Genomic DNA, 24,450 nt, shown 5'->3' with positions numbered 1-24,450 from the left:
CGACGGGCAGCGAGGGCAGCGGATGGCGCGTACTCAGGGATTCGACCGGGACACGGTGGTGCGTGCCGCCCGCACGCTGTTCTGGCGTCAGGGCTACGAGGACGCCTCCGTCCCGGACCTCGAGCGGGCCACGGGGCTCTCCCGGTCCAGCTTGTACAACACCTTCGGCTCCAAGCGGGGTCTGTTCGACGCCGCGGTGGACAGCTACCTGGAGGAGGTGGTCCGGCCCCGACTCCGGCCGCTGACCCGGGAGCCGGTGGCCGCGGGAGCCGTGGTGGACTACCTGGCCGGACTGCGCGGCGCACTGGAACGCGGGGACACCATGCCGGCCGAGAACGGTTGCCTGCTCGTCAACTCCGCCGGGGCACCCATCGCGCGGGACGCCCCGGTGGCCCGCGTGATCGCCGACTACCGGGACGAACTGCACCGGGCGTTGTCCCGCGGCATCAGCGCGCTGCGCCCGGCGCTGTCACCGAATGAGCGGGACCGCCTCGGGGACGCCGTGACCGGGCTGGTCATGGCCGCCTTCACCCTCGCCCGGATCGACCCGGCCCAGGCTGCCGGGACGCTGACCGCCGCGCTGCACCTGATCGGGGAACCGGACTCCTGAGACGGGACAGGGGCCCTCCCCCCGGTGGAAACCGGCGAAGGGGCCCTGTGCGAGGCCGTGCAGAACGGCCTGCACCGCGGTCCGATGCCTCTCTGCCCCACGGCGGGCAGCGATGGGCATCTCGGCTGAGCTGTCCACTGGCAGCCCCTCCCCGACCGGCCGCGACGAGGGGGTCACCCGTTCCCCGGCCGAGGCTCGAGTGTGCCCGCGCGCACTCGGACCACCGTATGCGACCCATGTAAGTACTTCGGCAGGCAAGCGCGTAGCCGGGAAATGAGATCCGGGTAGTGACCACGCGTGTCCCGATCTGGGCCCGTTCCTAGAGTTTGAGTCGTTGACATCGCCCCGGGTTCACCTCACTCCCCGTCGTCCTGCAGACGGGCACCGAAAGGTTCCCCGAGGCCGGTGTTCAGTCGATATCACCGCCTCCCCCCGGGCGGTAATCAGTCACCGTCTACGAAGGAGCCCGCCGTTGGACGTCATCGCCGTCGCCCCATCAATGCCGCAGGCCGCCGAAACACCGGCAGGGCCCGCTCCAGGTGTCGTCTCTCGTCTCCTCCGTCGTCTATCAGTGCGAAGGGTGACCGCCTTCGCCGCGGTCGGCGCACTCGGTGCCGTGTTGAACCTGCTGATCATGGCAGGCCTGATCGGCATGGATGCGCACTACCTCGTCGCGTCCATCGTGGCCACCGAGCTCACCATCCTGAGCAACTTCCTGCTCCATGAGCGACTCGTCTTCCACGACCGGCTCGGAGGCCGCCCTTTCATGCACCGGCTGCTGGCGAGCTTCGGGTTCAACAACATCGAGACCCTCGTGCGAATCCCGGTGCTGATCCTCTTGGTCTCCCAGCTGCAGATTCACAGCGTCGTGGCCCAGGCCGCCACGCTGGCAGTCGCCTTCGTCCTCCGCTTCACGTTCACGTCCAGCGTCATCTACAGGCACCGCCCCGAGATCAGTCGGCCCTGGACGGCCGCCCAGACCGAGGAGCGGACCACATGACCACCGTCCTCGAGCCCATCGCCTCGAACCAGACCTCCGCTCTTCCAGAAGAGCTCCATGCCAGGCAAGTGGTGCAGAAGTTCGGCTGCGACCGCTGCACCGAGTACTCGTACGAAGGATCGCCGTGCAACTGACAGTGAAAGCATCCGCCGATCAGGTGACCACCCCGGCCTCAGCGACAGCAGAGGCGGCTGGCCTGGACCTTTCTGGGCTGCACCGACCGGGGCCGCGGATCATCTCCCTCATCCCGGCGCACAATGAGGAGGAAGGGATCGTCAAGACTGTCCTGAGCCAGTTCGCTCAGTCCATTCAGCCGGCTCTGGTCATCGTCATGGCTGACAATTGCACGGACAACACCGTCCAGCTGGCCCGTGAGGCCGGCGCCCAGGTGGTGGAGACCATCGGCAACACGGCAAAGAAGGCGGGGGCACTCAACCAAGGCCTCGCGCTGGTCATGCCGCTGCTCGAGGACGAGGACTTCATCCTCGCTCAGGACGCAGACGGTGAGCTCAGCACCGATTTCATCAAGAACGCCCTGTGGGCTTTCGACGTCAAAGAGAATCTGGGTGGCGTCTCCGGGTGCATCGTCGCCCGCACACCGACGAACTTCATCGAGCGGGCTCAGGCCATCGAGTACGCCCGCGGCACCCGACTCATGGGACGGCAGGGCGGCAAGGTCCACGTCCTTTCCGGAGCCGCAGCCGTGTTCCCGGTACATGCCTTCCGAGCCATTGCCTCCGCGCGCGGGAAGTCACTGCCTGGCGCGGCCGGCACGGTCTACATGGAGGACTCACTCACCGAGGACTATGAGCTGACCCTGGCCATCAGGCATCTGGGCATGGACTGCACCAGCACGAGCCGTTGCCCGGTGGTCACCGACATCATGCCGACGATCCAGATGCTCGAGATCCAGCGTCTGCGGTGGTACCGAGGCGCCATGGAATCACTCTGGCTGTACGGATGGAACAAGATCACCCGCCTCACCTGGGGAGGCGTGGCCTTCACCTTCTTCTCTTCGCTGCTCTTCCCGATGGCCCTTCTCGCACTGGTCTTGAGTTGGCTGCTGTGGGACGTCGCCCCGAACCCTCTCTACTGGTTCCTCCTACCCATCTTCATGGCGGAGAACATCGTGGTGGCGGTCCGGCTCAAGGACAAGCCCTCCTTGCGGACCGCCATCCTGTTCGTCCCCCTGTGGATTTACGACAACGCCATGTTCATCGTCTACTGGCGGGCCCTGTTCGATGCCGTGCGCCGCAACGCGCGCGTCTGGATCACCTGAGGGGAGGGAAGAGAAATGTACGGAGCAACAGAGAATGTCGCCGCTTCAGGCGTAGCAGCCACCGCACTTGCCGCGACTGGATTGGACGTGTTCTGGATCATCGTCTCCGGTGTCGCCTTCATCATGGCAGGCATCGTCTTGACACGACTGAGGCCCAAGGAGGAGTTCTGAGGATCATGGCGGCCTCGGACATCGAGGCCGCCATATCCCCGGAGAGAGTCACCATGCGCAAACGCACCACCACCGTATCCCTCGCCGCGCTGGCCACCCTGGTCTTGACCGGATGCAGCAGTACCACCACGGTCCATCCCACCCCGATCCCCCGAGCGGAAAGTACGGTCCAGGCCGTGGACGTCGATCACCTCCCCGAGCTCAACGCCCCGGCGACCTGCAGCGGGTACGTCGCGCTGACGTTCGACGACGGCCCCACTCAGGTCACGAAGGACCTGCTGGACATCCTCGGCCACTACGACGTGCCAGCGGCCTTCTTCAACCTCGGCTTGCAGGATAAGAAGATGCCGGAACTCGTCGAGCGGCAGATCCGGGAAGGCCATCAAGTAGGCAACCACACGATGACGCACCCCGAACTCCTGACCATCCCATTGGACGAGGCCCTGGACGACATCGACGCGGCGACCGTGGTCCACCGCGATCTGGTGGACCACAGCTACACGCTGTTCCGTCCGCCCTACGGCGGTACCAACCAAGAGATACGGAAGGGCGCCGAGGAGCGAAGCATGACGGAAGTCCTGTGGACTGTCGATTCCAAGGACTACGAGGCTGCCTCCGCCGAACAGGTGATCGAGCAGTCTCAGGGCATGACCGACGGCGGCATCCTCCTCATGCACGACGGCAAGCCGCCGACCGTGGAGGCGCTACCCCAGATCATCCGGTCTTACTACGACCAGGGGCTGTGCTTCGGCCAGGTCACCACGGTCGACGAAGAACTGCCCACCGACGTGGGCATCACCCACCGCGCACGGGCCACCCAACAGGAGGTCACACCATGAGCACCATGACACCGACCCGACCTGTGGTCACGCAACTCACCCTGCCAGTCCAGCGGCCCAGGAGCCGGTTCTGGCCCCAGCCGAAGTGGATCATCCTGGGGCTGGTCGTGGCGTACGTGGCGATACTGGCGATCCGTCTGCGCAACACGGCCTTCATCGACGAGGCGCTCTACATCAACGCGGGTCATGCCTACCTCGCCCTGTGGTTCGACGGGCAGCCATTGGGGGACGCCGGCGCGTTCTTCTCCGGGTTGCCCACGCTCTATCCGGTTCTGGCCGCCCTGCTGGACTCGCTGGGCGGGCTCTATCTGGTCAGGGTCTTCAGCCTGGTATGCATCCTGGGTGCGGCCTTCTTGATGTACGGCACGGCGCGGCACCTGTGGGGTCAGCGGGCCGGCCTCCTGACCGCGGCCACGTTCCTGCTGTCCGGCCCGGTGGTCTACATGGGCTGGCTCGGAACCTTTGACGCCCCCGTGGTCGCGCTGCTCGCCCTGGGGTTCTGGCTGGGACTCACCCGTCCGGGGATCACCTCAGCGGTCCTGATGGGGGCCGTACTCACCCTGGCCGTCCTGACCAAGTACACGGCCGGCATCTTCGTGCCCGTGGTGTTGGCTGCCGTCCTGGTCTTCGGTGTCCGAGGACTGATGAGGACGGCCCTTGCCACGGTGGCCATCCTGGCCGCCCTGGGGACGTCCTGGGCGATCTGGGGCGCGGAGATCGGCAGTGACCTTGCTTTCACCACGACAGACCGGGAGGCGTTGTCCCCCGCCGGAGTCGGCGACCTGATGGTCCTGCTGACCGATCACCTGGCCCTCCTCATCCTTCTCGCCGCCCTCGCCGTGGTCCTGATGTTCCGTGAAGCGGGATGGCGACTTCCCGTCCTGGGCCTCGGACTGGTGGCAGCCTCCCTGATGCTGCCCATCGGCCAGATGATCCTGGGGGAGGCCGTCTCCTTCGAGAAGCACCTGGCCTACTCCGTGCTGATGCTCGCACTACCGATCGGCTGGTGTCTGGCCCACGTCTCACGCTATCCGCTGATGGTCACTCCCGTGGTCCTCACGGTCATGATCATGGCGCTTTTCCCCCTCGTCCGCGCGGACTCCATGTACCGCTGGCCCAACGTGGCGGGCGTGGTCGAGGCGATCGGCTCCGACCCGCAGCCGGGCCTCTACATCAGCTCGGCCACGGACTCGCTCGACTATCACACCCGAGAGATCCCGGACATCTCCTGGGAGACCACCTTCGAACTGTATTACGGAGGCGAGCAGGCCATCCGGGAAGCTGTGGACGCTGAGCGCTACCAGTCGGTGATCCTGCGCTCCTCCAGCGTGGGGAATGCCGAACAGGACGCGCTGCAGGCGGTGTTCCTGGAGGCACTGCAGGAGAGCCCCTCCTATTCCCTGGCGTTCGAACCATTCCCAGCGTCTTCCGCCACCCCGGACGACCTCTGGCTCATCTACGCCCGCCATTGAACCACCACCACCGATGCATCAAGGAGTGCGGCCGAGTGAAGCAGAAGAAGAAGTCCAGAAGGCTACTCGCCATGGCGATCGTGATCGGCACTGTCAGCATGGGCGGGGTGAGTTCGGCGGTGGCGGCCCCTTGTGTGTGGGGTACACAGTGCGTTGCGGTCACCATGCCCGCGCCCGCTGGGGGATCGAAGCTCAGCGGCGACGTCGAACTCGAGGCCACCGCTCGTGTCACACAAGCCTCGAGGGGACCCATCGTCAAGGTGGAATGGTGGTTATACCACCCCGACTTCACCCGGCAGGTGCCGGAGAACGGAGAGGGAAAAATCCTTCTCGACGAGGCCACCGCCCCGTCCAGCGGCAGTACGAGCAATGGGACGTGGCGTGGCGAGTGGAAGGTCTCCCAGCGGATGACCACCCGTGACGGAGCCTATGAGCTCCCCGGCACCCGGACCTACACGCTTCCCGACTCCCCCGGATACAAGATCGAGGCCCATGTACTGGACGAGGAATGGGTCCGGACCTGGGGAGGCCCTCCCGGGCGTAGCGACGCGGCGGACGTCACCCTGGACTTCGGCGGGGCCACGCCGTCGCCGACCCCCACCCCGACGGCCACGCCGACGGCGACACCCACCGCCACGCCCACTGCGACGCCGACACCGGTCCCGGACGGCCACGTCCGCATCGGCACCGCCACCCGCAAGCTGGACGGCACCAACGTCTACCGCAGCACCGACCAGCTCATCAGGTACACCGGGACCAAGAGTCCCGCGAACCCCTACGGCATCGAGGTCGCGGTGGACCGGGACGGCAAGATCACCGCCATCTCACGCTACGAGGCGGGGATGGACATCCCGCCCGGGGGTTATGTGCTGTCCGGTCACGACGCCTCCGGGGCGTGGCTGACCACGCATGCCGAGGTGGGGGAGCAGGTCCAGCTGGGCGGGACCTCAACGTCTCCGTCGCCCACGCCCACTCCCACGCCGACTACGACGCCCACGACTCCGCCTGCCTCCGACGAGCTGCAGATCGGGTCGGCTCGCCGCGCCCTGGACGGGACGAACATCCCCCGAGCCGCCGACTTCCTAGTGCGCTACACCGGCACCAAGAGCCCGGCGAATATGTGGGGCACGGAGGTCGCCGTCGGCAGCAACGGCAGGATCACCTCGGTGAGCAAGCGCAAGGAGGGCATGGCCATCCCCAGCGGCGGCTACGTACTGTCCGGACACGGTGCCTCCGAGCGGTGGCTGGAGGCCAACGCTCCCGTCGGTGCACAGGTGACTCTGCCGGGCGGAACCACGCCCGTGCCGTCGCCCACCCCGACGACCACGCCGTCACCGACCGACCCGCCGGAGACCGGGCTGGCGGCCACTGGCCGGTGGTCGGTCCAGGACAATCCGCTGCCGTCCCGGGCCATCCACTCGACGCTGCTGAGCGATGGCCGGGTGCTGTTGCTGGCGGGGTCCGGCAATGACACCGGCGACTTCGACGCCGGCACCTTCAAGAGCGCGGTGTGGAACCCGGATGACGGGACCTACAAGGAGATCCCCGTCCCGTACGACATGTTCTGCGCCGGTCACGTCACTCTGCCGGACGGGCGGGTGCTGATCAGTGGTGGCACCGAGGGCTATGCCGGGCACCAAGGCGCCGTCGGCTACGTGGGGTCCAAGAAGTCCTACATCTTCGATCCCGCCGATGATAGCTACTCGGCGGTGAACGACACCATCGAGGGGCACTGGTACCCGACGTTGACCAAGCTGGAATCCGGCGACATCTGGTCGGTCGGCGGTTACGACAACCGTGATGGGAAGGCCAAGGTCTCGACCGCCGTCGAGATGTTCGACTCGGAGACCGAACGGTGGCTCCCAGCGTCTGCGACCACCCAGACCAACAGGTACTGGGGCACCTATCCACACTTCTTCCTCATGGCCAACGGCAACCTGTTCTTCACGGGGGGCTACACGTTCGGTTCTTCGCCGGCCTCGACGGGCTCGGTCATCCACGACTGGCGCAACGGCACCAGTGGAGACGTCCGTGGCCTGCGTGACCGGCAGCTGCGAGACCAGGCCAGTTCCGTGCTGCTGCCCCCGGCCCAGAACCAGACCTTCATGATCGCCGGCGGCGGATCGACCGACCGCGGGGGTGCGACGAACAGCGTGGACCTCATCAACCTCAACTCGGACACGCCCGCCTGGGTGCCCGGGCCGAGTCTGCCCGGGCCGGAGGGCCGCATGTACGTCAATCTCTCGACGCTGCCGGACCGAACGGTGCTCGCCTCCAACGGCAGCACCGGTCCGCGGGCGGGCAACGTCCTCAGAGCTGCCAACTACAACCCCGCGAGCAACGACTGGACGCCCGTGGCGGAGGATCCGATCGGCCGAAACTACCACTCGTCCTCCCTGGTCCTGATGGACGGCCGGGTAGCGGTCTTCGGATCGAATCCGGCCGATGGCTCCTTCGAGATGAAGGTGTCGGTCTACGAACCGGGGTACCTGTTCAAGGGCGACCGCCCGACCATCACCGAGGCGCCGGGAGAGGCCGGATACGGCGACACCTTTGACCTCGGCGTGACCGGGGACGTGGTGAGCGCCTCGCTCACGGCCGTGGGGTCTGCCACCCACCAGACCGACACCAACGCGCGCCTGGTGGACCTGCCGATCACCGGCACCGGTGATTCGCGGCGTGCCAGTGTCCCGTCCAACCCTGCGCTCCTTCCGCCCGGACCTTACATGCTCACGGTCCTGGATACGGAAGGCATCCCCTCGATTGCGAAAATGGTGAATGTGAGATGAGAACCCCACGCGCCGCACTCGCGATGGTCGGCATCCTGCTGGTCCTGACGGGATGCGCTGAGCCCTCGGCGACGGCGGGAACCACAGCCGACCAGGTTCCGGTGGAGGCGGCGGACCCGCGGCCGGACGCCGAGGTCCCCGAGGCCGAGGTGCCGATCGCAGCGGTCGCGCCAGAGGCCGAGGCAGTCAACGAGCCCGATCCTGAACAGGCCGCTGGAATCAACATGACTTCGGACAAGGGCAAGGGGCTGGATGCCGACGATGTCACCGACACGGCTTTGGCGGGGGGATGCGTTCCGGGATACGGCGCCGGCGGGGTCTGCTTGCCGCCAGTTCCACCGCGGCTCGCGGGCGAGCATGCCGGCCACGCAGGGATGAGCGGCATGGAGATGGCCGCGTTCTACAACTGCAACGACGTTCGGGACCTCATCCCCCGGGGCATCGAGACGGTCGGAGACCCACTCGGGCTCGACTCCAACGGCGACGGAATCGCCTGCGGAAAGGGCGACGACACCTGATATCCGGTAAACACCACACAGGAGGGCAGGGTCCGGCCCATGATCACCCGACGCTCCTTCCTGTACAGCGCGACGTGGGGGGTAGGAGTCCTCGGAACGGTGCGGCACCCTGAAGACCGTGAGGTTCAGCAGCCACGCCGCCACGGCGAGCTTCGCCGCGAGCCCGTCCCGGCGGACTACCCCTACGACCAGAGCATCCCGATGGACAGGAGCAAAATCATGGTTCCGCTTCCGCAGCGGGTCGTCGCCGGATACTGGACGCCCTGGGGCACGCCACTCCGGCTGACCGAGATTCCGGCGCAATACAACACGGTGTTCCTCTTCCACGCCACTCCCGTCGGAGGCGCTCCCGGGACGACCGGAGCTGTCCAGTGGAACGCTGTCGGCGATGGACGCGGAGCGGCCACCCACTTCACTGCGGACCTCGCCGAGTTTCGCCGGAGCCGGACGGCGATCCTCACGGTCGGGGGCGCCCGGCAGTACATCGACCTATCCACCCGAACCCGCGCCCAGACTTTCCTGGACAGCATCAAGCGCATCTACGGCGAACTCGGCGGCTTCGACGGTCTCGATTGGAACACCTACGAGGGTGAGCAGCAGCCCAACACCGACCAGATGATCTGGGTCTCTCAGCAGCTCAAGGCCACGTACGGCCACAGCTTCGCGATCACCAGTCCGCCCGCTCCGTGGCGTCCTGCCGATATCAGGCACTGCAAGGCGATGATCGACGCTGGCGTCTTGGACATGGTCAGCCCACAGTATTATGACGGTCCCGGACTGGCCGATGAGAACCACATCGTGGAATCCGTCAACGAGTGGGTGGCCCTCATGGGTGACTCTCGTTGCGTCGGCGTCGGCGTCGGCGTGGCACGTGCTGCCAACTACTCCACCCATGCCGCCGTCGAGCGAGTCTGGATGACATTGACGACCCGTCATCCCCAGCTTCGGGGCGTCTTCAACTGGAATATATCGACCGACGAAAGTATGGGCTGGCCGTTTGCCAGCCACGTGGGTCCCCTGGTGATGAGCTCGGCCCTACCGGCCAGGATGCCGCCCCTGACAGTGCCGCCCATGATCCCGATCTTCGCGCCCTTGCCGGGACGAGACATCACAGCCGAGATCACTCGCGTGAGACACAGCCCACCATCACAGCATCACAGCATCACCGATCAGTAAGGGGCCAACGCACCCGGCTGGATCAGGCGTTGCCGTCGAACAGGCTCGTGACGGAGCCGTCCTCGAAGACTTCGCGGATGGCGCGGGCCAGGAGCGGGGCAATGGACAGCACCGTCAGGGCATCGAATTGCTTCTCCGGCGGGATGGGCAGGGTGTTGGTGACCACCACCTCGCGGGCGCCGGACTCCGCCAGGCGCTGGGCAGCCGGATCGGAGAACACGGCGTGGGTGGCGGCGATGATGACGTCCTTGGCACCGGCCTCCTTGAGCACGCGCACGGCGCCGGCGATGGTTCCTCCGGTGTCGATCATGTCATCGATCAGCACGCAGGTACGGCCCTCGACCTGTCCGACGACCTGCTTGGACACCGCCTGGTTCGGCACGGTGAGATCCCGGGACTTGTGCACGAAGGCCAGCGGGGCGCCACCCAGGCGTTCGGCCCACTGCTCGGCCACCCGCACGCGGCCGGTGTCCGGGGAGACCACGGTGAGCTCTTCGCCCTCGGTCTTGGTGCGGATGTAGTCGCTCAGCAGCGGCACGGCGAACAGGTGGTCCACCGGGCCGTCGAAGAAGCCCTGGATCTGGGCGGTGTGCAGGTCCACGCTCATGATGCGGTCAGCGCCAGCCGTCCGGTACATGTCCGCCACGAGGCGCGCGGAGATGGGCTCGCGGCCTCGGCCCTTCTTGTCCTGACGGGCGTAGGGGTAGAACGGGGAGACCACGGTGATGCGCTTGGCGGAGGCACGCTTGAACGAGTCCAGCATGAGCATCTGCTCCATGAGGTGGTTGTTCAGCGGAGCCGGGTGGGACTGCAGCACGAAGATGTCCTTGCCGCGCACGGACTCGGCCGAGCGGACGTAGATCTCTCCGTTCGCGAAGTCGTAGGCGCTCATCGGCAGCAGCTCGGTGCCGAGCTCATCGGCCACCTGGGCCGCCAGCTCGGGGTGGGCCCGGCCGGCGGCCAGAACCAGCTTCTTCTCGCTGTGCTGCGTGATCTCGTTCATGCGTTGTCGCTTTCTGTTCCGGGCTGGTGGGTCAAACGGACCTGGGCGGCGGCCTCGGCCGCCGGGGAACCGGGGCGGCGGTCCTCGACCCAGCCCTCGGTGTTGCGTTGCGGGGCCACGGTCAGGGCCAGCGCGCCGGCCGGGACGTCCTTGCGGACCACGGCGCCGGCGCCGGTGTAGGCGCCGTCTCCGACCGTCACCGGTGCGATGAACACAGTGTTGGACGAGGTGCGCACGTGGTTGCCGATCACGGTGCGGTGCTTGTTCACGCCGTCATAGTTGGCGGTGATGTTGCCGCAGCCGATGTTCGTGTGATCACCGATCTCCGCGTCCCCGGCGTAGCCGAGGTGGGAGAGCTTGGAACCACGGCCCACGGTCACGTTCTTGGTCTCGTAGAACGCACCGATCTTGCCCAGCTCACCCAGCACCGTGCCGGGGCGGATGTAGGTGAAGGGCCCGACGCCGGCCCGGTCGCCGATGACGGCGCCCGTCGCCTGGGTACGGGTGACGGTGGCGCCGCTGCCGACCCGGGTGTCCACGAGGGTGGTGTCCGGGCCGATGACGGAATCCTCGCCGATGTGCGTGGAGCCCTGCAGGTGGGTGTTGGGCAGGACGGTGGTGTCCGGCTCCAGTGTCACGGTGGAGTCGATCCACGTGGTGGCCGGGTCCTGGATGGTGGTTCCGGCGCGCATGTGGCGTTGAAGGGTGCGGCGATTCATCTCCGCACCGAGGGCCTGCAGCTGCACGCGGTCATTGGCGCCCTCCACCTGCCACTGGTCCGTGGTGGAGACCGCGGCGACGCGCCCCCCGGCAGCGCGGGCGATCTGCAGGACATCGGTCAGGTACATCTCGCCCTGGGCGTTGTCCGTGGTGACCTGGGCCAGTGCGGTGCTCAGCACGGCGCCGTCGAAGGCGTAGATGCCGGAGTTGACCTCGTTGACCTGCCGCTGGGCGTCCGTGGCGTCCTTGTGCTCCACGATCCCGGCCACGGAACCGTCCGTGTCCCGCAGGATACGGCCGTAGCCGGTGGGGTCCTCGAGCAGGGCGGTGAGCACGGTGACCGCATTGGAGTCGGCCTCATGGGTCTGCACGAGCTCGGCCAGCAGCTCGGTGGTCAGCAGGGGGACGTCCCCGTAGGTGACGACGACGGTGCCGGACAGGCTGCCGGCGGCCGATGCCGCGGTGAGTGCCTCGAGCCCGCACTGCACCGCACGTCCGGTGCCGGGCACCTCGTCCTGGTCCGCGATGACCGGGGTGGTGCCGAGCCTCTCCGACAGAGAAAGGATGTGATCCGCCACCAGGTCCCGCTGGTGGCGGACCACGGCCACCAACTCCTGCGGATTCAGGCCGGCAGCGGCCGCGAGCGCATGACCGATCATGGAGGCCCCACCGATCGGGTGCAGGATCTTGGGGGTCTTGGACTTCATCCGGGTCCCCGCGCCGGCGGCCAGGACGATGACTGCGGCCGGTCCTGCCTGAGCTGCGGGTGTCACGGGGGATTCGGTCAAGGATCTGCGCTCCTGCTTCGATCGTCCGGTAGTGGCGCACCGAAAGGTGGTTAACCGCCGCGGGCCAGTCTAGACCGTCGGGCGGGAGGGGGCCGAACCGGAAACCCCGCACGAAGTCGAATGTGGGTAACGCGGACGGGTTCCCCTCAGGTGGCCGTGGTCGCCCGGCGGTGGAGGTCCTGAACTGCGCCAAGGCCGGGCCACCGATCGATCCTGTTCCTCATCTGGTGGCACAAAAACCTCCTCGCCGTCAGCGCGTCCGAGGAAGCAGTCCGCGCACTCGGTCTGGCGGACGTGCGCTGGACGCGTTCGAAGAAGTCCAATTGGCGTTCGGCGGCGCCGGTCAGGCTGAAGCGCTCACGGGCCACCCGAAGGGACAACTCCGCCCGCCTGCGGCGCTCACCTGGATCCTTCAGCAGGGCCGTGAGCAGCGAGTACAGGCGGGCGAACGCTCCCGCCGGAGCTGGCCCGTGCCCGTCCCACCCCTGCTGGAGGAAGAATGGCAGGGTGTCCGCGGTCAGTGGCTCGAAGACCTCCCGGTCCCCTGCACAATGACAGGCGTGCCGAAGGCCATGGCCCGGACGACGGAACTGCCCATGCTCAGTGTTACATCTGAAACCTCATAGGCCGGTCTCGGAGCGATCATCTCTCCGGTCACCACGATTGCGGTACTGGTGGCTTCCGCGTTGACTTGCTGCGCACGCTTTCGGACCGTGTCGAGTGCTTCGCCCCCACCGACGACGACAAGCTGGACCCGGTGCTTACGGCTGAGTCGGCCAACGGTCTTGATGGCCGTCATGGCCCTCTCCAGTCTTGCGCCGTGAGCCATCCCGGAGACCACCACGACGGTGAAAGCGTCGGGGTCCAGGTTCCAAGGTCGGCAGAATGCACGGAGGGGAAGGCTCGCGTGCGGGGAGTTCATCCGGGCATCGACAGGCGGCTCCATCAGACCGACGTACCGACGTCCCAATGGTAGTTCGGCCACCCTCGTCTGATCCGTTCCCACCAATAACGGTACGTAGATCGGGATGAAGGGCGCGACGGGCAACGACAACACCGTCGAGACGGGGACGGCCCCGGTCCCACGGCGGGCGAGCGTCGCTTCAAGGGTCGGGGCCACCCATAACCGTGGACAATTTCTGTGCCGCGTCGAGTCAACTCTCGCCGTAGCGACGAGACGATAGACGGCGTCGGTCGCGTGCGAACCCGCGGCGACTCGATGAATTCCAGGTCCAGTTCTCGAATGCGCTCAGATAGGGTGCCGCTCTGGCCATAGACAGCCACCGCGTGCCCGGGCCGCTGCATCTCAACAGTTAGCTCGATGGCGGTCACCTGGCTCCCGCCGATGCTGAGTTCAAGCGGATACGTCAAAACCCTCATCGCACTGCCTGCTCCCGGTTAAAGGTTTCGATGGCTGGAAGCTTCTTCACGGTCGACGACTCGGCGTCACTGCCGCACGGTGAGCAACGAGCGGACCAGCACGTCGACGACACGCTCCTGCTGCTCCTCCGTAATGTGCGGGAAGATCGGCAAGGACAGCAACCTATCCGCCGCAGCCTCGGCAATGGGGAAAGCGCCATGCCTCAGGCCCAGTTGATGGACTGCACCGGCCGGGTGCATGGGATCGGGGTAGTGCGCTACCGCCCCGATCCCGGCCTCTTGAAGCTCGGCCAGCACGCGGTCACGGTCCTCCACTTGGACCGTATACAACTGCCATACGTGATAGTTGCCCTGGGCCTCAGACGGCAACCATACGGCCCCTAGCGCCGCCAGGGGCCGCAACAACTCGGTGTAACGGTCCGCAGCGGCCCGTCGCAGTCCGTTCCACCGCTCCAGGCGGGACAGTTTGGCCCGTAGGACCACGGCCTGCACGGAATCCAGGCGGGAGTCCATGCCGACTGTACGGTGCCGGTCCTGCTGTGGGCCAACGTGCTCGCTGCGCACCCGGGCCGCCAAGCCGGCGTCGTCGGTCAGCACGGCACCGGCGTTCCCGGCCGCCCCGAGGTTACGCCCCGGAGAGAACCCGGTCCCGGAAGCCAGCCCCAGACTGCCGGCCATTCGCCCGTGCCGGAAGGCCCCTTGGGCCTGGGACGCGTCCTCGACGATGACCGCGCCGACCCTCTCCGCCTCCGGACGGAGCTGCTCCACGAAGGCGGTCTGCCCGTGGAGGTGCACCGGCACGATGGCCTGGGTCCGGCCATTGACGGCTGCGGCGACAGCTTCCGGATCGATCAGCAGGTACCGCGGATCGACGTCCACGAGGACGGGAGCGGCACCAATGCGGCTGACCGCCTCGGTCGTGGACGGGACGGTGTTCGCCGGGAGGATGACCTCACCCCCAGCCGTCACACCCGCGGCCCGTAGTGCCAGCTCAAGCGCGTCCGTGCCGTTGCCGACGCCCACGCAGTCCGAGACCTCGATGAAAGCAGCGAACTCGCGCTCGAAGGATTTCACGTCTGGACCGTCCATGAATGCGGTAGTGTCGAAGACCCGGCGCAGGCCCGCCTGGACCTCCTCGTCGATCTCACGCTGCTGCGCACCGAGGTCCACGGCGGGAATTGATGTGGCCTCGACAGGCACGTCGGTGATCCTGCTGAGTGTCATGCCACAGTTCCTCCTTTGATGCGCTGCCGTGGCGAGCCGGCCACAGCGGCCATGGTCATCCACTCCCATTGAGGGAGGCGTGATCGCGCATGTTCCGCGGGGACTCGGCGGCGGCCCGCAAGCTGTCCGTCACCCTCCGGTGCTCGGCCTCGGTCATGGTGTGGAAGATCGGCAGGATCAGGGTGTTGTCCGTCAGCCGGTCGGTCATGGGCAGGGGACGCACCAGGCCCGAGTGACCCGCGTAGGCCCCCTGCCGGTGGGCCGCCATGATCCCCCGCCGGGAGGAGATCCCGTCCGCGGCCAGCCACTCGAGCAGTTCCTCGCGGCCCAACGGGAAGTCCGGCAGGACCTCCACCCAGAAGGACTGGAAGTTGGAGGTACCGTGCTCCGGATCCACGGCATAGCGCAGGCCCGGCAGACTCGCCAGCACGGCCTGGTAGTCGTCCGCGAGCGCCCGGCGTCGGCGGACCATCTCCGGCAGCTTGCCCAGCTGGACCAGTCCCATGGCCGCCTGCATGTCGGTCATCCGGTAGTTGTAGCCCACCTCGGGATATCCCTCCTGGACCGGCAGCACGGAAGTATGCCGTTCGGCGGCCGAGACGTCCATGGAGTGCTCCCGTAGCCTGCGTGCCCGGGCCGCCCACTCGGGGTTGTCCGTGGTGAGCATGCCTCCTTCGCCCGTGGTGAGCATCTTGCGGGGGTGGAAGGACCACGCCGTTATGTCCGCTCCCGTGCCCACGGGCCGGCCGCGGTAGGTGGATCCGGCGCCGCCGGCGGCGTCCTCGATCAGGGCCAGGGAGTGCCGATCGCACAGCTCACGGATCGGCTCCAGGTCCAGTGGCATGCCGCCCTGGTCCACAGCGATCACGGCCGTGGTCCGGGGCGTCAGGACGGCGTCCAGGGTCTCGGCCGTCACGTTGCCGGTCACGAGGTCCACGTCCGCGAACACCGGGCGGGCCCCCAGATAGGTCACCGCGTTGGCCGTGGCGATGAAGGATAGGGACGGGACGATCACGTCGTCACCCATCTGGACCCCGGCCACCAGGAGCGCCAGGTGCAGGGCAGTCGTGCAGGAGGAGGTGGCCACGCCGTGGGACACACCTTGGGTGGCGCTGAAGGCCCGTTCGAACTCCACGGTCCGGGGCCCCTGGGCCACCCAGCCGGTGGCGATGACCTGGGCGACGGCCTCGGCCTCTTCCGGGCCCAGCCAGGGCTTCATCACGCTGATTCTGCTCATCGTCTGCTTTCTCGTTCTAGGCTCGGCCGGATCAGGTGACGACCGCAGCGGTGGTGATGAGTTGGCGGCCAGCGGCCACTTCCTCGCGGAGGGGGCCCCACCACTCGACGAGCTGGCGCAGGCCCTCGTCGAATCCGATGCTGACGCGGAAGCCGAGGTCGCGATCCGCGGCGGAGATGTCCGCCAGCCGGCGGACATCCGAGTTCACGGCCCGCTCCGGCCCGAGCTCGATGGGCAGATCCGAGCCCAGTTCCACCCGGCCCGAGTCCAGTGCCGCGGCGATGTTGGACCGGCGTCCGCGCTGCAGGTTGTCCAGCACGGTCACGCATTGTGCGCCGGAGGCCGACAGTTGGTCTACGACCGCAGAAGTGACCATCCCGGTCCCTCCCGTGACAAGAAAGCGTCCGCCCCTCAGGGCGGACGTGCCGGTGATCTGGGCGATGCTCATCGCGTGGCCCAAGGGGATGGATCCGGGACGAGGCCCGCAGACACCGAGTTTCCGACAGACACCTTGGCGCCGCCAGCGGCGAGAGAGTCGCTGGCGGCCTTCAGGACAGACAGCACCCGCAGCGCAGAGTTGCCGTCCGTGGGAGCCGGCTGGCGGCTCCGGATGGCCTCGGAAAACGAGGACACCATCAGCCCCAGTGGCTCAAACTCGGAGAGAGCCGGGGACCAGGTGTCTCCGAGGCGGTAGGCGACGGCGGCGCCCTTGCGGGAGGCGGGATCGCCGAGGATGTCTTCCTGGCGTCCCAGGTCCATACTGCGGTCGAAGATGCTGAGGCGCTGCTGCGGGTTCAGATCGTCCCAGATCAGGGTCTTCTTGGATCCGCCGATCACCATCTGCCGGATCTTGGTCGGGGAGAGCCAGTTGACGTGGACGTGAGCCAGGGCGCCGTTGGCCAAGGGCAGGGCCAGATAGCCAACGCAGGATTTACCGGATCGCAATGGGTCGGCGCCCAGGGCGGAAACGGCCAGCGGCTGCAGACCGTCTGGAAGGATAAAGTCCAGGACGGACAGGTCGTGCGGGGCAAGGTCCCAGAATACGTCCACATCCGGTTGGATGAGCCCGAGGTCTATCCGGACCGAATCCACATAATGGATCTCGCCCAGCGTTCCCGACGCTATGAGCTCGCGGATCTTCAGAACGGCCGGGGTGTAGCAGTAGGTGTGGTCGGCCATCAGGATAGTGCCGGCCTCCCGGGCGGCGGTCACTATCTCCCGGCCGCGTTCGGTGGTGTCGGCCAGCGGCTTCTCCACCACTACGTGCTTTCCGGCCTCGATCGCCTGCAGGGCGATCGCATGGTGGGTGTGGGTCGGGGTCGCGATGGCGACTGCGTCCACATCGTGCCGGGCCAGCAGCTCGTCCACGGAGGTGACCACTGCCGGGTTGCCGGTCTTGCGGGAGAGCTCCTCCGCGCGCCCGGCGTCCATGTCGCAGATGGCCACGAGGTCCCAGTCCGAGCTCATGGCGAAGTTGCGGGCCAGGTTGGGGCCCCAGTACCCGGCACCGATGACTGCGACGCGCAGGGCGGGATGGACGGTGGAATCGACGGTGACACTCATCAGTGCGCTCCTTCGGGCTCGATTATGACTTTGGAGGTTCGCCACAAGGTCTGCAGATCTCTGGTGACGGTCCATTTCTCGACGTGGTAGAGATCGAGGCGGGAGCATTCGTTCCACCCCAGGTCAGGGCGTCCGTCGATCTGCCAAAGACCGGTGAACCCGGGTTTGATGTGGAGTCCATGCCCCCGATGATCGGCGCAACGTGCAACCTCGTCCGGCAGCGGGGGCCGGTGCCCATGAGGGGGATCTCCTCCTCATGGCATTCCAGAACAGAGGGGGCTCGTCCGGCGAGTATCACCGCAAAACACTCTCGATGCGGGTGCGCCGCGATTCGTCCTTGAGCTTGACGAGCGGGCCAGCATCCTCGTTCGCGGTGGGTTCCGTGGAACTCACCGATAATGCTGGCCCCGCCACTGCTGAAGCCACAGCAGCCACGCCCACGTCCGTCACGAGGACGTTGCGACGTGACCGGCTCCTCCAGGAGGTAACGGTGCCGAAATGTGATCAGTCGATCATCGGACTGCGACATGGTCACAGTGCGGGCCCGTGCGGGCGCGCGTCGTTGAGGTAGAACTGCATGTCAATCTCCCACCCGTGCTGGCGGAGGACCTGCCCATGAGAGTGCTGGCCCCGGAGGTGGGCTGTCGGGGATGACAGCCCGTTCGGACACCCCTGAGCGTAGATTTTCGTGACAGGTTCCACACCCGTAGTCGGGTACTCGATTACCCCACGTGGTCCGAGTACTGGAGATCCCCTGATCCCTTATGCGCACCCGGAACGACGAAGTCCTGTCGGGTATCCGTGTTGTTTGGGAGCCATACCGTCCGAGATACTCGTGTCAATCACAGAGACGGATCATCGCGGGGAAGGCTCGAGCCACCTGCTCCGTGTGGATCAGGTGGCTCGAAAGGGGCGGCCCTTCCTCCGGAGAGGGTGGGAGGTCTTGTCGTCGCTCAGTACTGCAGGTTTTTCAGTTCCGAGCGGTCAGCGATCCCTAGCTTCGTGAACACCCGGTACAGGTGGCCCTCCACGGTGCGCTGCGAGACGAAGAGTCGCTCCGCGACCTCGCCATTGCTCAGCCCCTGAGCGGCGAGCGCCACAATCTCCCGCTCGCGCGCCGTCAACTCGCCGAGGGCCTGGGCCCCGGAGATGTAGGGCGGGAACGAGACGCCTGCCCGTAGCTGCAGTTGCTTGAGGTGGCGCAGGGCCTCACCGCGGCGGCGCAGATCACCCGCGTGGTGGTGGAGCAGCACCACCTGGGTCCAGGCGAACGCTGCTGGCAGGATGTCTCCCACCGACGCCGACTGCTCGGCCGCCTCCGCCAGGAGCCGGGGATCCCGCGCCAGCGCAGGATCCAGCGTACGGGCGAAGGCCGCGGCCCGAGGTCCGGCCGTGGACTTCGCCATTTCGTGGAGTTCCCGCAGCAGCTCATCCCCCACGTCCGCCGGTTCCCGCAACATGACCAGGCACAGCAGGATCTCTCGTCGGACCACCGGACGGTACTGCAGCCGCGGATCGTCCAGGATCCGGCGCCACAGCGGGCGGCCCACCCCCTTGAGATCCGGGTGGCGGTCCTCGACGATGCTGAACATGGCCAGGGACATCAACCACCAGGGCTCCGGGCCGGAGAGGTCTCGTGCCGCACGTTCCTCGGCGGTGGGGCTTGGCATGCCGATTGTCGCGACGGCCCATCGAGGAGCCAGCATGGCCTCCGCCAGCGGCAGCATTTGGAGCGGATCGTGCTGACGCAATTCCACCACGGCGTCCGCGATCCACGGGTAGGCGTCCGATGGCGTCCCCGCAACGTTCTCCACCATGTGCCACAAGGCCAGGAGGGTGCCGGAGCGCTGGTGCCACCGCCGCGGTTCCAGGTGCAGCTGTTCCTCCAGGAGCTCCCGCGCCCGTTCCGTGGACCCGGCGGTGACGTGGCTGAACACGAGGACGGCCACGGCCTGAAGACCGAACCGCGCCGAGAAGGCAGGATACGTCAATGCCGTCAGGTGGGCGCGTTCGGCGGCGCGAATGGCCGCGTTCGGTTCCCCCGCCATGGTCAGCACTTCAGCCTGCATAAGCAGCAGGGTGGCTCGGGTGAACTCACGGGTGTCCGGATCATCGACCACCTCCTGTAGGTGGTCGACTATCTGGGGGCGGCGCAGGTCGGTGGAACGGTCCGCGACCATCTTGATCAGTCGGGTCAAGGCCGGGGGGCGGTCCACTACCTCCGATTGGTGTTCCTGAAGCTGAGCCAACAGCGGCGGCAGGGCGGACCAGAGGTTGGGGGCCTCGCCCGTATTGACCAAGCTCATGGCCAGGAGAGATACGGCCTCCATCCTCAGGTTCTGGTCCGTGCTCCGCACGGCGAGGTCCGTCAGGTCCCTGCGTCCGGCCCAGGTCCGTCCGCCCAACAACATCAGCTCGGCCTGCAACAGCGCCGCTCGCGGTTCCCGGGACACGGCTACGTGGGACGCCAGGGCGCGGGCCGTGGGCCAGTCCTTGACCTGTAACGCCCCATAACTGGCGTCCAGAAGCCGTTGGGCCGGTACGCTCTGACCGCATTCCAGGGCCCACAACACGCTGCGGGCCGTCCAGTGCTGGTCCGAGTCACCACCCGCGGCGACCCAGCGTTTGTACAGCTCGAAGCTCCTCCCCGGGGCGATGTTCGCCCGGAGGACCTCGGCATGAATGGCCGCAGCCAGGCCGACCGTCTCGGCGGAGCCCTCCTCCCGAAGGAATCCGGCCTCCAGCAGGTCATGGACGTGCTCCCCGGCGATGGACCGTAGCAGGGACCGAGGCACCCCGCCGGTCAGGGCGGCCAGCTCCAGCGTCTCTCGTTCGCCCGGCTGCAGTGCCTCGTGCATCGCGTCTACCGTGTCGATCAGGCGCCCGTCCGGTTCCGGTGCGGCTCGCAGCAGGATCCACGGCGCGGACAGCCCGGGCATTGACGCCCCGCCCGGAGCCCGAACGAGCATTCCCTGGTCCCGGGCGGAGGCCAGGTAGGCGTTGGTCAGCCGCGGGTTCCCGCCGGTCATGCCGTGGATGGTCCGGGCTGTCCCCGCGGTCAGCGGTCCTCCCAGTACGTGTTCACATTGCCGACGCACCCGGTCCACGTCGGCCGGCTCCAGATGGATGGTCCGCAACACCCCGGTGTCCGCCAGAGCGGCCAGTCCGGAGGCGCGATCGAGCGGACCGGTCCCCATGGCCAGCAGGGTCGCGGCCCGGTTCTGGACGAGCTGGGCCAGCACGAACGCGCTGGCGGCGTCCAGGTGCTGGACATCGACCACCACGATCACCGGTGAGGGGTGCCCCTGTTGCAGGGCACGCAGCACCTCCACCGGGGTATCCAGACGGGGCAGTCCGATGAGCAAGGGGGACAGCGCGCCGTACGGCACCTCCCGCAGGCTTGGGCTGCATTGGACGGTCTGCACGTCTTCGAGCCGGCCGGAGACTCTTAGGGCGTGCTGGACCAACGAGGACTTGCCCATACCCGGACCGCCGAGGATCGCCGCCCCGGCCGTCCGGTTCCCCCGTAGTACGTCCACGAGCGCTTCGAGGTGGAGGCCCCGGACGGTCCGGGCCGGGGGCGCCTGACTCCCAGCCTCCGAAGTGGTCATACCCGATGCCGCTGCGCGGTGTGGGCTGCGGCCAGCCGTGAGAGCTCGGCGCGACCCTTGAGCTGCAGCTTCGCGTAGATCTGGTAGAGGTGGCCCTCTACCGTCCGAATGGAGATCCCGCTGATCCGGGCGATCATGGCGTTGGTCTTGCCGGCCACCACCAGGCGGGAGATCTCCTTCTCCCGTCGCGTCAGCTCGACCATCCACGACGGCTCCCCCTCGGGTTCCTCCGCCGCCGGATTGCTCCGGCGGCTGGCTCCGGCGGCGTCCGTGAGCCGCCGGAGCTGCGCGGCGCTCAGATCCCGCACCATCGGGGAGGAGGCCGGTTCGACGTACCCCGCGTACCCCGCCAGGGCCAGCATCTCCAAGGCCTGGAACAATAGCTCCGGATCGTCCTCCAGCACCGAACGAGCCAGCATCAACTGCGGCGCCGAGGCGACGGTCTGGGTGCAGGCGGCCGTCTCGGCGAGCCGGGGGGCCAGCCACGTCTCACCGAAGTGGAAGGCGCCGGACACCGCGGCGAACTCGACCGAGTAGAGTCCCCCGGCGGCCGCACGGTCGGCGAGGGCCACGAGCCGCGCGGTCCGCGCTTGGGGGGAGTGGATCTGACCCGTAGACCGTGCCAGCAGCAGTTCCGCCATCCACCCCAGGCGTCCGAGCGCCTGGCTCTCCCGGCTGCGGCGGAACTCCTGGGCGTGGGACTCCAGCACGCGGGCGGAGGCGACCCCCTCGGGACCCTGTGTCCCGCGCGGCCCGTCCGGTACATCGGAGCAGAATGCCTGGACGGCCAGCGCCGTCTCCAGGTCCTGCGGTCGGCCAAGCCGCTCCAGTTGCGCGACCGCCGTGGCCGCCCGTTGGGCGGCGCGGTCCTGCACCCCGCCCATGACCTCCAGGACGGCCAGGACCAGGTCGGCGTACTGGACCGCGTAGGGATTGCCGTGCCGCCCGGCGAGGACCGTCTCGGCGAGCTCACGGCAGCGGTCCAGCTGGCCACATGCAGCCAGTACGGTCAGCATGGATTCGGCGAGCACGGCTCGTTCGAAGGGGCCGATCACGTCGTTGATGATGCCCAGGTTCTTAAAGCCGGCGAGCTCCCGATCCAGCTCCATCACCACCCTGAGGGCGCCGGCCTGGTCATCCGCGAGGGCCAGGGCCTCGGCCCGGATGACCCGTGCTCGGCACCGGATGGACTCACCCGTGAAGACGGCGCCGCCCTCATCCAGCGACGCCGGCTGCCGGTCCTCGGGGAGGGTGTCCAGCAACTCCATCACCCGGCGCACGTCTCCGCGCACCGCGGCCAGGGCCGCGGCCTGGACCAAGAGCGCCGCCGTCCCGCGTTCCGGGGAGTTCTCCAGAACTCGCTCTGCCCCTTCCAGGTCCCCCACCATGAGCCGTGCCCGGGCCTCGGCCCACGCCAGATGCTGCCGACCGATTACCGAGGCCGCCTGGAGCCGCTGTGCGGGACCACTGTCTTGGTCGAAGAACAGGGCCACGGCCTCGGTCGGGTTCCCGATAGCCACGAAGTCCTGGGCCGCCCGGAGTACGCTGAGGTATCCCGGATCCAGCATCTCGAGGGTCGCGGCGAGCTCACGACGACGGTCCGGCTCGATCGCCGCCATGGTCTCGGCGGCCTGCACGGCCGTCATCTGGGCCACCCGGCCGCTGTGCTCGTTCAGGATCTCCAGGGCACCGGACTCTTCCAGCTCATCGAGCTCGGCGGCGTACCCGGTGTGGATGAGGTCCCCCACGCGCATGGGCCCGCAGATGGCCAGCATCTCCAGGAGCGCCCGCTGGCGCACGGGGAGTCCGCGCAGCATGGCGGACGGGTCCTCGCCCGTGGACGAGCGCGGCAGCGGTCCCGAGTCGAGCACCCAGTCCGCGCCGCTGCGCCGCAGCTTGCCGGAGGTCATGCAGTCCCGCGTCAGCTGCCGCAGGCGCTGCACGGATCCGGCGCTGTGCTGCCACAGGACCGTCACGGCGAAGCGGGACACGGGCCCGCCGGCCACCTCCTCCACGAGGCTCTGGCCGGCCGCCGGGGTGAGGGGCCGAACGGTGATCCCGGTCAGGGTCCCGAGCCTGCGGAGCGCGGCCAGGTCGATCGGGACATCACTGGACCGCTCGCAGTGAACCACCAAGGTGATGTGGTGCATCTGTGCGAGCTGGGCCAGGACGGTGATGGTGCCGGAATCGATCTGGTCCGGCTGGGACACGATCACGATGGCCGGGTCCGCACCTTGGGGGTGGAGGAAGTCGGACAGCACCCGCATCATGCCGTGCGGGTGGGCCGGCGGGGCCTCGTGGAGCCCTGAGAGCAGGATGGCCAGGGCCCCGTAGGGGGTGGCCGCCGCGAAGGCGCTGCCGTGCAGCCGGAACACGGCCCGGTCCGCCGAGACGGTAGTCAGCGCGGCTTCGATGGTCTCGCGGCGGTCGCCGAGCTCGCCGGTCAGGATGGCCCCGCCGGCGCCATCCCCCGCGAAGATCGACTCGAGGGCGAGGTTGGCCTCGGCCGGCGAGTCCATCCACCGCCCATCGGCGCCGGATTCCAGCCAGGACAGGTCCAGTGCCGGTATCACCGGAACGGACAGCGCCTCAGGGCGCGTGGGGTGTGGGAGGCCGGAGATGACCTCATGGACGGTGTTCGGCTCACTCGAGGTGAGGGGAATGGAATGTGGCGGTGCGGTGAGAGACGGAGACGATTGCATACCCTTGGCCCTTGACGTAAATCGTGGCCTGCCGAGGCGGGGAAGTTCCTGACAGGACACTGAGTGCGGTCAGATCACAGGGAGGGGATTCCCTAATCACCAAATGGTAGAGATTGCTGGTTCCCAAAGGAAGGGTTGGCTGCAGATCGTCAGGAATATTAAGAATCGTCAGGGATATCAAGAGGAGTTCCGCCCATAGGATTCGAACCTATACTGCACAGCTCCAAAGGCTGGCGTGCTGCCGTTACACCAGGGCGGATCGGCCGGCGACCTGACATCGCACGGGCCGGCAACCCATTGTTCCACAGTGACCGGCAGCCCCGCGGCATTCACTCCGCCTCCTCCGCCCCGGCCCCCATTCCACCGCG

At 67.6% G+C, this 24,450-nt stretch carries 19 protein-coding genes, 1 tRNA gene and 1 pseudogene; 10 read left to right on the top strand and 11 right to left on the bottom strand.

Annotation, left to right across the window (positions count from 1 at the left end; all coding sequences use genetic code 11):
- Positions 1–22 precede the first annotated feature (22 nt).
- From IMT31_RS12980 to IMT31_RS12935, 10 genes are all read left to right on the top strand, one after another.
- Positions 23–610, top strand: coding sequence for a TetR/AcrR family transcriptional regulator (locus IMT31_RS12980; protein ID WP_413543044.1), 588 nt, complete (start codon positions 23–25; stop codon positions 608–610).
- Positions 611–1,190: 580 nt separating this feature from the next.
- A complete protein-coding gene (locus IMT31_RS12975; RefSeq protein WP_413543043.1) occupies positions 1,191–1,610 on the top strand; it encodes a GtrA family protein in 420 nt (139 codons plus the stop codon).
- Positions 1,607–1,744: a hypothetical protein gene (locus tag IMT31_RS12970; RefSeq protein ID WP_413543042.1), complete on the top strand. Its 138-nt coding sequence runs from the start codon at positions 1,607–1,609 to the stop codon at positions 1,742–1,744. Before IMT31_RS12975 ends, IMT31_RS12970 begins: the two co-directional genes overlap by 4 nt.
- Positions 1,735–2,889, top strand: coding sequence for a glycosyltransferase family 2 protein (locus IMT31_RS12965; protein WP_413543041.1), 1,155 nt, complete (start codon positions 1,735–1,737; stop codon positions 2,887–2,889). The genes IMT31_RS12970 and IMT31_RS12965 overlap by 10 nt, the downstream gene beginning before the upstream one ends.
- A 15-nt stretch (positions 2,890–2,904) precedes the next feature.
- Positions 2,905–3,060, top strand: a complete 156-nt coding sequence (locus IMT31_RS12960) for a hypothetical protein (protein WP_309816741.1) — start codon at positions 2,905–2,907, stop codon at positions 3,058–3,060.
- Between the two features lie 5 nt (positions 3,061–3,065).
- Complete coding sequence (locus IMT31_RS12955; protein ID WP_413543040.1) at positions 3,066–3,899, top strand: polysaccharide deacetylase family protein; 834 nt, start codon at positions 3,066–3,068, stop codon at positions 3,897–3,899.
- The gene (locus IMT31_RS12950) at positions 3,896–5,371 is read left to right on the top strand and encodes an ArnT family glycosyltransferase (RefSeq protein ID WP_413543039.1); all 1,476 of its coding nucleotides are present in this window, start codon (positions 3,896–3,898) and stop codon (positions 5,369–5,371) included. Before IMT31_RS12955 ends, IMT31_RS12950 begins: the two co-directional genes overlap by 4 nt.
- Positions 5,372–5,535: 164 nt before the next feature.
- Positions 5,536–8,160, top strand: a complete 2,625-nt coding sequence (locus tag IMT31_RS12945) for a galactose oxidase-like domain-containing protein (protein WP_413543038.1) — start codon at positions 5,536–5,538, stop codon at positions 8,158–8,160.
- Entirely contained in the window at positions 8,157–8,678 is a 522-nt protein-coding gene (locus tag IMT31_RS12940) for a hypothetical protein (RefSeq protein ID WP_413543037.1), read from the top strand. Before IMT31_RS12945 ends, IMT31_RS12940 begins: the two co-directional genes overlap by 4 nt.
- A 39-nt stretch (positions 8,679–8,717) precedes the next feature.
- A complete protein-coding gene (locus IMT31_RS12935) occupies positions 8,718–9,854 on the top strand; it encodes a hypothetical protein (protein WP_413543036.1) in 1,137 nt (378 codons plus the stop codon).
- 22 nt (positions 9,855–9,876) lie between these two features.
- Here IMT31_RS12935 and IMT31_RS12930 read toward each other — a convergent pair whose 3' ends face one another.
- The 11 genes and pseudogenes from IMT31_RS12930 to IMT31_RS12880 all read right to left on the bottom strand — a co-directional run bounded on the left by IMT31_RS12930 (position 9,877) and on the right by IMT31_RS12880 (position 24,341).
- A complete protein-coding gene (locus tag IMT31_RS12930; protein ID WP_413543035.1) occupies positions 9,877–10,857 on the bottom strand; it encodes a ribose-phosphate diphosphokinase in 981 nt (326 codons plus the stop codon).
- Positions 10,854–12,365 carry a bifunctional UDP-N-acetylglucosamine diphosphorylase/glucosamine-1-phosphate N-acetyltransferase GlmU gene (glmU, locus tag IMT31_RS12925; protein WP_413543034.1) on the bottom strand — a complete coding sequence of 504 codons (1,512 nt, stop codon included), beginning with the start codon at positions 12,363–12,365 and terminating at the stop codon, positions 10,854–10,856. The genes IMT31_RS12930 and glmU overlap by 4 nt, the downstream gene beginning before the upstream one ends.
- A gap of 517 nt (positions 12,366–12,882) precedes the next feature.
- A complete protein-coding gene (locus IMT31_RS12920) occupies positions 12,883–13,287 on the bottom strand; it encodes a glycosyltransferase (RefSeq protein WP_413544424.1) in 405 nt (134 codons plus the stop codon).
- Positions 13,288–13,811: 524 nt separating this feature from the next.
- The gene (locus tag IMT31_RS12915; RefSeq protein ID WP_309816708.1) at positions 13,812–14,969 is read right to left on the bottom strand and encodes a DegT/DnrJ/EryC1/StrS family aminotransferase; all 1,158 of its coding nucleotides are present in this window, start codon (positions 14,967–14,969) and stop codon (positions 13,812–13,814) included.
- Between the two features lie 55 nt (positions 14,970–15,024).
- The gene (locus IMT31_RS12910; protein ID WP_309816703.1) at positions 15,025–16,206 is read right to left on the bottom strand and encodes a DegT/DnrJ/EryC1/StrS family aminotransferase; all 1,182 of its coding nucleotides are present in this window, start codon (positions 16,204–16,206) and stop codon (positions 15,025–15,027) included.
- Between the two features lie 31 nt (positions 16,207–16,237).
- Complete coding sequence (locus tag IMT31_RS12905; protein ID WP_413543033.1) at positions 16,238–16,654, bottom strand: NAD-dependent epimerase/dehydratase family protein; 417 nt, start codon at positions 16,652–16,654, stop codon at positions 16,238–16,240.
- The gene (locus IMT31_RS12900; RefSeq protein ID WP_413543032.1) at positions 16,651–17,769 is read right to left on the bottom strand and encodes a Gfo/Idh/MocA family protein; all 1,119 of its coding nucleotides are present in this window, start codon (positions 17,767–17,769) and stop codon (positions 16,651–16,653) included. Before IMT31_RS12900 ends, IMT31_RS12905 begins: the two co-directional genes overlap by 4 nt.
- A pseudogene (locus tag IMT31_RS12895) lies at positions 17,769–17,993 on the bottom strand (sugar transferase); the annotation flags it as partial. The gene IMT31_RS12900 and the pseudogene IMT31_RS12895, both read right to left, overlap by 1 nt.
- A 729-nt stretch (positions 17,994–18,722) precedes the next feature.
- A complete protein-coding gene (locus IMT31_RS12890) occupies positions 18,723–21,380 on the bottom strand; it encodes a LuxR C-terminal-related transcriptional regulator (RefSeq protein WP_309816691.1) in 2,658 nt (885 codons plus the stop codon).
- Complete coding sequence (locus IMT31_RS12885; RefSeq protein ID WP_413543031.1) at positions 21,377–24,082, bottom strand: helix-turn-helix transcriptional regulator; 2,706 nt, start codon at positions 24,080–24,082, stop codon at positions 21,377–21,379. Before IMT31_RS12885 ends, IMT31_RS12890 begins: the two co-directional genes overlap by 4 nt.
- A gap of 187 nt (positions 24,083–24,269) precedes the next feature.
- Positions 24,270–24,341, bottom strand: a tRNA-Gln gene (locus IMT31_RS12880).
- Between the last annotated feature and the right edge of the window lie 109 nt (positions 24,342–24,450).

Source organism: Citricoccus nitrophenolicus (assembly GCF_047305825.1).
Lineage (GTDB): Bacteria > Actinomycetota > Actinomycetes > Actinomycetales > Micrococcaceae > Citricoccus > Citricoccus nitrophenolicus.
The sequence above is the reverse complement of the archived record's forward strand: the minus strand, read 5'-3'. Positions and strand labels throughout refer to the sequence as shown.